Genomic DNA, 327 nt, shown 5'->3' with positions numbered 1-327 from the left:
TCTCTTCAGCCGTGCCGTGCGGCACGATGCCGGCGACAATGGCCGGCAGGCCGAGGCTCACGACGACCGTGCCCCTGCAACCCGCGCTCGTGGCGCCTGCGCAACTCCGGCCAGCTCCGGCGCCACGAGCGCTCCCGCGGCTTCTCACCTCACACTGGAGACCAAACCACATGATGACCATGCCGGAAATTGAGCGTTGCCTGCGACAGCTGCGCCTGTCGGGTGTCCGCGACACGCTGCAGACGCGCGTGCTCCAGGCGCAGGGTGCCAACCAGCCCTTCCTCGAGACCTTTCCCTTATCCTGCAGGATGAACTGGACCGTCGTCA

1 pseudogene is annotated in these 327 nt (G+C 67.0%); it reads left to right on the top strand.

Annotation, left to right across the window (positions count from 1 at the left end):
- Positions 1-170: 170 nt before the first annotated feature.
- Positions 171-327, top strand: a pseudogene (locus WN73_RS00820) (ATP-binding protein); the annotation flags it as partial.

Source organism: Bradyrhizobium sp. CCBAU 45394, from assembly GCF_028128655.1.
Taxonomy (GTDB): Bacteria; Pseudomonadota; Alphaproteobacteria; order Rhizobiales; family Xanthobacteraceae; genus Bradyrhizobium; species Bradyrhizobium diazoefficiens.
Note: the sequence above shows the minus strand (reverse complement) of the source record. Positions and strands in the feature narration are given on the sequence as shown.